Source organism: Humidesulfovibrio sp., assembly GCF_030689645.1.
In the GTDB taxonomy this organism is placed as follows: domain Bacteria; phylum Desulfobacterota; class Desulfovibrionia; order Desulfovibrionales; family Desulfovibrionaceae; genus Humidesulfovibrio.
The window spans coordinates 1-8,305 of record NZ_JAUYFU010000056.1 but is presented as its reverse complement, the minus strand read 5'-3'; the positions used below and the strand labels follow the sequence as shown (position 1 = coordinate 8,305).

General features: G+C 68.0%; 9 protein-coding genes. All 9 read right to left on the bottom strand.

Going from position 1 to position 8,305, the window contains the following annotated elements:
- Window positions 1-278: 278 nt before the first annotated feature.
- Complete coding sequence (gene trpA / locus Q8O35_RS08820) at window positions 279-1,058, bottom strand: tryptophan synthase subunit alpha (protein ID WP_305572343.1); 780 nt, start codon at window positions 1,056-1,058, stop codon at window positions 279-281.
- A 9-nt stretch (window positions 1,059-1,067) separates the two neighbouring features.
- Complete coding sequence (trpB, locus tag Q8O35_RS08815) at window positions 1,068-2,246, bottom strand: tryptophan synthase subunit beta (protein ID WP_305572341.1); 1,179 nt, start codon at window positions 2,244-2,246, stop codon at window positions 1,068-1,070.
- Window positions 2,247-2,264: 18 nt separating this feature from the next.
- Window positions 2,265-2,933 (bottom strand): phosphoribosylanthranilate isomerase, encoded by a 669-nt coding sequence (locus Q8O35_RS08810; protein ID WP_305572339.1) that lies wholly within the window; start codon window positions 2,931-2,933, stop codon window positions 2,265-2,267.
- Entirely contained in the window at window positions 2,930-3,769 is an 840-nt protein-coding gene (locus Q8O35_RS08805) for an indole-3-glycerol-phosphate synthase (protein ID WP_305572345.1), read from the bottom strand. Before Q8O35_RS08805 ends, Q8O35_RS08810 begins: the two co-directional genes overlap by 4 nt.
- Before the next feature lies 1 nt (window position 3,770).
- A complete protein-coding gene (gene trpD, locus Q8O35_RS08800) occupies window positions 3,771-4,790 on the bottom strand; it encodes an anthranilate phosphoribosyltransferase (RefSeq protein WP_305572337.1) in 1,020 nt (339 codons plus the stop codon).
- A gap of 10 nt (window positions 4,791-4,800) precedes the next feature.
- Window positions 4,801-5,385, bottom strand: coding sequence for an aminodeoxychorismate/anthranilate synthase component II (locus tag Q8O35_RS08795; protein WP_305572335.1), 585 nt, complete (start codon window positions 5,383-5,385; stop codon window positions 4,801-4,803).
- On the bottom strand, window positions 5,366-6,793 hold the full coding sequence (locus Q8O35_RS08790; RefSeq protein WP_305572333.1) for an anthranilate synthase component I family protein: 1,428 nt from the start codon (window positions 6,791-6,793) through the stop codon (window positions 5,366-5,368). The genes Q8O35_RS08795 and Q8O35_RS08790 overlap by 20 nt, the downstream gene beginning before the upstream one ends.
- Before the next feature lie 97 nt (window positions 6,794-6,890).
- Complete coding sequence (locus Q8O35_RS08785; RefSeq protein WP_305572331.1) at window positions 6,891-7,652, bottom strand: prephenate dehydrogenase/arogenate dehydrogenase family protein; 762 nt, start codon at window positions 7,650-7,652, stop codon at window positions 6,891-6,893.
- A gap of 3 nt (window positions 7,653-7,655) precedes the next feature.
- Window positions 7,656-8,305: 3-phosphoshikimate 1-carboxyvinyltransferase (locus Q8O35_RS08780; protein ID WP_371133116.1), on the bottom strand; the 650-nt coding region annotated here is incomplete at its 5' end.

The following is an 8,305-nucleotide window of genomic DNA, read 5'->3' as shown; positions in this document are numbered from 1 at the left end:
GTTCCGAGCAGACGCTCGGAACCGGCCCTTTCACTTGCGGAGGTGTCGGAATGGGGGCCTTTCCCCTCAATCGGCCCGGCGCGGCTTTGCGGCGCGCAGCGCCGCGAAGCCGCGCCGGAGATTGACGGGAAGTCCGCGAGGCCTGCCACGCCAGCCCTGTCCGCGCCCATGGGCAGCGCCCTCGACGGGCGTCCCGCCCGGCGAGCCTGCGGAGTCCAGAGGGCGCATGCCCTCTGGCGGGGTTAAGGGGCAGAGCCCCTGCTCCCCGCCCTTCGCCTCTACTTCCAGACCTTCATGAATCCTTTGGCGTCGCCGCCCTGGTCGATGTGCTTGATGAGCGCGCTGCCGAACACCGCTGCGTCCACAAGTCCTGCAAGATCCTTGAGTTGGTCCGGGTGCTTGAGGCCGAAGCCCAGTGCCACGGGCACGGGGAACGCGGCCTTGGCGTGGGTCAATCCCTCGCGCACCTGGGGCGGCAGGCCGGTGTCGAACTGCGAGCGCACGCCGGTGGTGCCCAGGACGGACACGAAGTAGGCGAAGCCCTGGGCGTTGTTGCCGTACAGCGCCATGCGGCTGGGCGTGGTGTTCAGCCCCACCAGGGGGATGAGCGCCAGGCCGTGCGGATCGAAGGCGGCGCGCACCACATCGGCCTCTTCATGGGGCACGTCGGCCAGGATGACTCCATGCACTCCAGCTGAAGCCGCGTCGCGGGCGAAGGCCTCCAGGCCATACTGCAGGACCGGGTTCAGGTAGCCCATGAGCACGAGCCCCGCCTTGTAGCGGCCCTTGCGCGCGGCCAGCCCGCTGATGATCCATTTGAGATTCACGCCGACGTCCAGGCACTTGAGGGACGCGTGCTCCACCACCGGACCGTCGGCCACAGGGTCGGAGAAGGGCATGCCGATTTCAATGACATCCGCGCCGGAGGCGTCCAGGCCGTCGATCTCGTCCCAGAAGCGGTCCTTGTTGGGGTAGCCTGCGGGCAGGAAGGGGATCAGGGCAAGTCGTCCGGCTGCGCGCGCGGCCTCGATGCGTTTGGTGAGGATATTGTTGCTCATGTGCGCCCCCTAGGCCTTGCGGGCAAGATAGTCGTTGACGATGTCCAGATCCTTGTCGCCGCGGCCCGAGAGGCAGACGACAACGTGAGCGCCGGGCTCCAGGCTGGCGGCGTTCTTGATCACCCAGCCGAGGGCGTGGGAGGATTCCAGCGCGGGCATGATGCCCTCGTGGCGCGACAGGTCCACGAAGGCGTCCAGGGCCACGTCATCGGTGACGCTGACGTAGGTGGCCCGGCCACTGGCCTGGTAGGCCGCGTGCTCCGGCCCCACCCCGGGGTAGTCCAGGCCCGGCGCGATTGAGTGCGAGGGCTGGATCTGGCCTTCAATGGTCTGGATGAGCTGGGTGCGCATGCCGTGCAGCACGCCTGGGCTGCCCTCCTTGGACAGGGGAGCCGAGTGCCAGTCGCCCGGCTTGCCGGAACCCGCGGCCTCCACGCCCACGAGCTTGACCTTGGCGTCGGGCACGAACTCGTTGAACGCTCCGATGGCGTTGCTGCCGCCGCCCACGCAGGCCACCACGTAATCGGGCAGGCATCCCGCCTGGTCGAGCATCTGGGCGCGCGCCTCGCGGCTGATGACGGCTTGCAGCTCGCGCACCAGGAGCGGGAACGGGTGCGGCCCGGCTGCGGTGCCGAAGCAGTAGTGGGTGGTCTGCTGCTCGGCAATCCAGGCGCGCAGGGCGGCGTTGATGGCGTCCTTGAGCGTCTTGGTGCCGGACTCGACAGGCACCACCTCGGCCCCGAAGAGGCGCATGCGGCGCACGTTGAGGCTCTGACGCTCCACGTCGGTGGCGCCCATGTAAATGGTGCACTCCAACCCCAGGCGTGCGGCGGCCAGGGCCGAGGCCACGCCATGCTGGCCCGCGCCGGTTTCGGCCAGCAGGCGCTTCTTGCCGAGCTTCTTGGCCAAGAGCGCCTGGCCGATGGTGTTGTTGACCTTGTGCGCGCCGCCGTGGGCCAGATCCTCGCGTTTGAGCCAGAGCTTCACGCCCAGCTTGGCCGAGAGGTTGGGGCAGAAGGTGAGCGCCGTGGGCCGTCCCACGAAATGGGTCAGCTCGCTCTTGAGCTCGTCCTGAAACTCCTTGGAGGGCAGGATGCGCTCCATGGCCTCTTCAAGCTCAAGCAGCGGCGGCATGAGCAGCTCGGGCACGAACTGCCCGCCGAAATCGCCGAAATAGCCTTTCTTCACAGGAACACCTCGTTTATTTTACGCCGCGTTGAGGGCGTTGATTGCTGAAAACGCCGCACGCAGCAGGTTTTCGTCCTTGACGCCCGGCGCGGATTCCACGCCGGAATTGAGGTCCAGGCCAGCCGGACCGTGTCCGCCGGCGCTGAACCGGGAAAGACTGGGGCCGAGGGTGTCCGGGCTGAGGCCGCCAGCCAGCAGCCAGGGCCTGGGAAAACGCGCCTGGGCCAGGATCTCCGCCGCCGGGTCCGCAATGCCCCGGCCATGGCCGCCGCCGCCCTTGCCCGCATCGGCCAGAAAACGACCGCAAAAGGGCGCGAATGCATCCAGCTCGGCCTGGAAGCCCTCCAGGCTCACGGCCTTCTCCGGCCAGACCACCTTCATGACGCGTTCCGGCCCCAGGGCCTCGGCCAGGGCGCGGCAAAAGGCCACGTCTTGGCCGCCGTGCAGCTGGGCCACGTCGAGCCGCGCCGTGTGCGTCAGGGCCAGCACGTCGTCCGGGGCCTGGGCCACAAACACGCCCACCTTCAGGACTCCTGGCAGTTCGAGGGACGCAGGCAGGCCTGGCTGCACGCAGCGCGGGCTCGTGGGGTGGAAGATGAACCCCAGCATGTCCGCGCCGAGTTCGGCGCAAAGCCTTGCCCCGGCCTCGCTGGTCTGGCCGCAGATTTTCACCTGAAGACGACTCACCGCGCCGCCTCCCGTTCCGCCGCCCGTTCGGCCACGCGCCGGGCTTTGCGCTCCAGGCCCACGGCTGCCAGCTCCTTCAGGGCCGCGCCGGGGTCCGGGCGGCTCATGAGGGAGGTGCCGATGAGCACGGCGTCAAAGCCTAGGTCGGCCATCTCCTCCAGCTGGGCCGGAGCCGTGAGGCCGCTGGCGCTGATCCACAGCTCGCCCTGTCCCCGAGTACGCACCAGGCGTCGCGATACGCCGAGGTCCGTGACAAGCAGGTCCAGGTCCCGGTTGTTGACCTGGATGATCGACGCGCCCGCCCAGCGGGCCATGTCCAGGTCGGCCTCGTCGAAGACCTCGCACACGGCCTCCAGGCCATGCTCGCGCGAAAGGTCGAGCATCTTGCGCACCTGATCCGCGCCGTCGAACATGCGCATGATGAGCAGAAGCGCAGAGGCCGGGGTGGCCGCAGTCTCCAGCACTTGAAGCTGGTCCAGGATGAAGTCTTTGCGCAGCATGGGCTTGCCCGCAAAGGCCATGTCCTTGAGGTAGTCGAGGCTGCCCTGGAAGTGCGCCTCCTCCGTCAGCACGGAAAAGGCCGCGGCGCCGTTTTCGGCGTACATGCGGGCCACGTCCGCCGGGGTCAGGTCCAGGTTGATGACCCCGCATGAGGGCGAGGCCCGCTTGTACTCGGCGATGACCGCCGGGGTTCCGGCCGCGCGCAGGGCGCGGGCGAAGGACGGGCGGCCCTCCCTGCCGGGGAAGACCATGGGCGCGGGCAGCTCGCCCGCCGCAGACAGTCTGCGCAGCCGGTTTATGCCCGGCAACTGCGCCTCGCGAAAACGCGCAAGCATCTTATTCACCGGCAAACCCCCTGGCCGCGCCGTCGGCGACAGCGTCCCTGGCCTCGGTCATGCAGGACTGCAGGCTCTTGCCCGAGGCCAGCATGAGGGCCGCGCCCAGGTTGAGCGCCGTCATGGCCTGCATGGCCGCATTGGCCCGGCCCGTGAGCACCGCCTTGATGGCCTTGAGCGCTGCGGGCTTGTCGGCCACGCGCACGTCCTCCGGCGAGAAGCCGGACAGGCTGAATTCCGCAGGGTCCAGGCGGAAGGGCACGGCCTTGCCTGCCGCCACCTCGAAGCCCGTTGCGGGGCCAAAGGGCGTCAGTTCGTCGAAGCCGCCCGCGCTCCCTCCAGCGCCGTGGATGACCAGGGCGCGCACGCCCGGCGCGGTGAGGGCCAGGGTTTCGGCCATGAGCGGCAGGGCCGCAGGCTGACCCACGCCCAGGAGCTGGTGGCTGGGGCGCGCCGGGTTCAGCAGCGGCCCCATGAGGTTGAACAGGGTGCGCACGCCAAGCTCCCGGCGCACGGGCGCGATGTGCGCAAAAGCCGGGTGGTAGTTGGGTGCGAACAGGAACACGAAGCCAGTTTTCGCCAGCTCCGCCGCCACGTTGTCAGGCCCGGTGGAGAGCGGCAGGCCCAGGCCCTCCAGGGCGTCGGCGCTGCCGCTTGAGGACGACACGGCGCGGTTGCCATGCTTCACTACCCGGTGGCCCAAGGCGGCAAGGTATAGCGACACCGCCGTGGAGCAATTGAAGCTGGAGGTGCGGTCGCCGCCGGTGCCGACGATGTCGAGAACGGGCCGGTCCGTGGGCAGGCCGGTGACGAGCCTGGCTTTGGCCAGGCCAGCGCGGGCGGCGCAGGCCAGCTCCACCGGGGTTTCGCCCTTGGCGCGCAGGCCCATGAGCAAAGCTCCGGCCTGGGCAGGCGTCAGCAGTCCCTCGAAGAGCTGGCCGAATGCGTAGGCCGCCTGCTCTTCGGTCAGGTCGCCCCGGTTGCCCAAGGTGTCCAGAATGTCGCGCATGTCGATGGTCATACGGTTCCCCTTACGCCTTGGGTTTCGCCAGGAAGTTGGCCAGGAGCCTGGGTCCGTCCGGCGTCAGAATGGATTCCGGGTGGAACTGGACGCCGCTCCAGGGCCGGTCTGCGTAGACCATGCCCATGACCTCGCCTTCGGCTGTCCTGGCCGTCACCCGCAGTCTCTCCGGGGCCTCATGGGCCAGCACGATGAGCGAATGGTAGCGGCAGACCTCAAAGGGGTTGGGAAGCCCGGCGAACACGTCGGCGCCATCGTGCTCCACCGGGCTGGTCTTGCCGTGCATGATGCGGTCCGCCCGGACAACGGACGCCCCGGCGAAGTGCCCCAGGGTCTGGTGGCCCAGGCACACGCCCAGCACCGGCACGTTCAGGCCAGTTTTCTCTAGCAGGGCTAGAAACTTCAGGCAGTTGCCCGCGTTTTCGGGCCTGCTGGGGCCGGGGGAGAGCACCACCCGCGAAAGCCCGGACACAAAGGCCGGATCAAGGAGCTCATCCCGGTCGTTGCGCAGCACCACGGGGTCGGCCCCGAGCTGCTGGAAGGCCTGCACCAGGTTGAAGGTGAAGGAGTCAAAGTTATCGATCAGCAAAAACATCGCCAACCCCCTTGGAGGAAAGAATCTCGCGGATGATGCGGGCCTTGTTGTTGCATTCCAGCCATTCCTTTTCAGGGTCAGAGTCATACACCAGACCCGCCCCGGCCTGCCAGTTCATCACGCCGTCGCGCAGCCACATGCTGCGGATGGTGATGCCCGTGCCCAGGTTGACCTTGCCTTTGCCCAGGCCCAGCCAGCCCATGGCCCCGGCGTAGGGCCCGCGCGGCAGGCTCTCCACCCGGGCGATGGTCTCCATGGCCCAGATCTTGGGCGCGCCCGCCACGGTGCCCGCCGGGAAGGTGGATTGCAGCACGTCGATGACGTCGAGCCCATCCTTCAGATCGGCCTCCACATAGCTGGTCAGGTGCATCACATGGCTGAAGCGCTCCACGCGCATGAACTTGGCCACCTCCACGCTGCCAGGAGTGGCGATGCGCCCCAGGTCGTTGCGGCCCAGGTCCACCAGCATCACATGCTCGGCGCGCTCCTTGGGATCGGCCAGAAGCTCCTTCTCAAAGTCCATGTCCTGGACCTCGGTGACGCCGCGGGGCCGGGTGCCCGCGATGGGCCGCACCTCAAGCCTGCCGGCCTCGCACTTGACCATCATCTCCGGCGAGCTCCCCAGCAGGGTCTCGTTGTCGAAGCGCATGAAGAACATGAAGGGCGAAGGATTGGCCTGGCGCAGTCTTCTGTACACCCCGAACGGCTCCCCGGCAAAGGGAGTGGCGAAGCGCACCGAAAACACCAGCTGGATGCCCTCTCCTTCTGTGATGAGGGCCTTGGCCTCGCGCACCTGCTCCATGTACTCCTCGCGCCCTGGCGTGGCCGTGGGCTCCTGGGTGGTCAGCTCGAAGCCGCCAGCCTTGCCCAGCTTGGCGGGCTTGGGGCCGCCCCGGCCATCGCCGCCGTTCTCGTCCAGCGACAGGTAGCAGCAGCGGTGGCGCAGGTGGTCGTACAGCACAACCTGGCCGGGCAGCACCAGGGTCGCCTCGGCCTTTTCCGGGGGCATGCAGGGCGCAAGCTTGGGCTCCAGCATGCCGCCCACGCTGTAGCCCAGGTAGCCCAGAAGCGCGCGGGTGAGCGCGGGCAGGGGCTCCTTCAGGCCGGGCTGGTCAATCTCGATGCTCTTTAAGAGCTGGCGCACGCCTTCCATGTACTCCAGGCCTTCCAGCTCGCGCAGGCCCTCCAGGCGCTCGTCGCGGATGTCCAGTTTGAGCTTGCCGTCCACCGGCCCGGCCAGGAGCCGGAAGTCCCAGGCGATGAGGCTGAAGCGGCCCAGGCGTCCATCAACTTCCGCGCTTTCAAGCAGGATGCCGGGAGCGTCTCCCACCAAGCCCAGGTACAGGCTGATGGGCGTCTGCACATCGGCCGGGAGCCACTTTCCGTAGTGTTTCAGGCGAATATCCATAACCCCTCCGTTTCGTAAGAAAAAAAAGCCGCGACCCCGACTGGGGACGCGGCCTACACTCCTAGTCACTTTCCGCCTTCTGGCGAAAACCGCGTCCCTATGCCGTGTCGCGCCACCACCAGGAGGCCCTGGCGGAAAGCAGATCGAGATCGCCCCCGGCGGCGAGGTCCAGGTAGGCCGCGAACTGGCGCACGGTCTCCTGCATGAAGGGGTTGTCCTCGGAAATGAGCTGAAACAGTTCGCGGTCCTGGGTCAGCATTTTGCGCGCCGCCTCAAGCCTGCGCTCAAAGGATGGCGTGCGGAAATTCTCAATGCCGGGCGTCTGCCGGGCTGCGGCCAGGTAGGCGGTGGTGGTGATGAAGTTGAGCCCCTGCACCACGGCCATGGCGCGGTCGTGCTCCTCCGCCGTGCTGGCGAAGGGCGAAAAGCCGGCGCGGGCGAACACGTCGCGCACGGCCTCGGGCGCTCTCTCTCCACGCCCCGGCGTCACGGCCACGCGCGGGTCGAAGCCCTCTGGAATAACCGGCCCGAAGAGCGGATGCGTGCCAACCACAGGCCCGGCGTAGGCTTCAAGCATCTGGCGCAGGGGGTTCACCTTCACGGAGCACACATCGCAGAGGATGCACCCGGCGGGCATGAAGGGGGCCAGCCGCTCGGCCACGGCGCGGGTGGCGGTGACAGGCACGGAAATGATGACGAGCTCAGCGGCTTCGAGGGCGCAGCCGATGGTTTCGTCCCCATACGGGCGGTCCAGGGTGGTCACCGCATACCCGGCTTTGCGGAAGGCGCGCACGAAGAGCGCCCCCATCTGGCCGCGCGCGCCCACTATGGCGATGTGCTTGATAGCGGAAAACCCCACGCCCTAGCCCTCCTGCCCTTTCAGAATGGGGTCGAAGGACGCCCAGAAGCCGGGAAAACTCTTGGCCACGCAGCCGGGATTGTCGAAGCTCACATCCAACCCCGCCAGGGCGAACAACGACGGCCCCATGACCAGCCGGTGGTCCGAGCGGGTGGCGAACTCCACGGCCTGGCCGGGCTTGAGCGGCGCGGGCCTGATGGTGAGCCCGTCCTCGAACATCTCCGTCTGGCAGCCGGTCTTGACGATCTCCATCGCCAGGGCCTCCAGACGGTCGCTTTCCTTGATGCGCAGGTGGGCCACGTTGGTGATGGTGGTGGGCGAACTGGCGAAGCAGGCGGCCACGGCGACCGTGGGCACGAGGTCTGGACAGGCGCCCATGTCCACGTTCACGCCCTTGAGCTGGCGCGGCGAAACCGTGACGCCGTCCGCGTCCCAATCCACTTGCGCGCCCATGGCGGCCAGAATGTCCAGAATGGCGCGGTCGCCCTGCAAGGAATCGCGGCGCAGGCCGCTTATCCGCACGGGGCGTTTGCCCACGGCCCCGGCGGCCAGGAAATACGAGGCGTTGCTCCAGTCGCCTTCCACGTGCAGGGCGCGCGGCGCATAGCTGCCGGGCTCGACCTGGAAGCGCAGCTTGCCCGGCTCCACGCTGG

Bases quoted from the DNA above. Each gene is read 5' to 3' on its own strand.
- trpD (WP_305572337.1), bottom strand. From the start codon at position 4,790: ATGACCATCGACATGCGCGACATTCTGGACACCTTGGGCAACCGGGGC.
- trpA (WP_305572343.1), bottom strand. From the start codon at position 1,058: ATGAGCAACAATATCCTCACCAAACGCATCGAGGCCGCGCGCGCAGCC.
- Q8O35_RS08795 (WP_305572335.1), bottom strand. From the start codon at position 5,385: ATGTTTTTGCTGATCGATAACTTTGACTCCTTCACCTTCAACCTGGTG.
- Q8O35_RS08805 (WP_305572345.1), bottom strand. From the start codon at position 3,769: ATGCTTGCGCGTTTTCGCGAGGCGCAGTTGCCGGGCATAAACCGGCTG.
- Q8O35_RS08790 (WP_305572333.1), bottom strand. From the start codon at position 6,793: ATGGATATTCGCCTGAAACACTACGGAAAGTGGCTCCCGGCCGATGTG.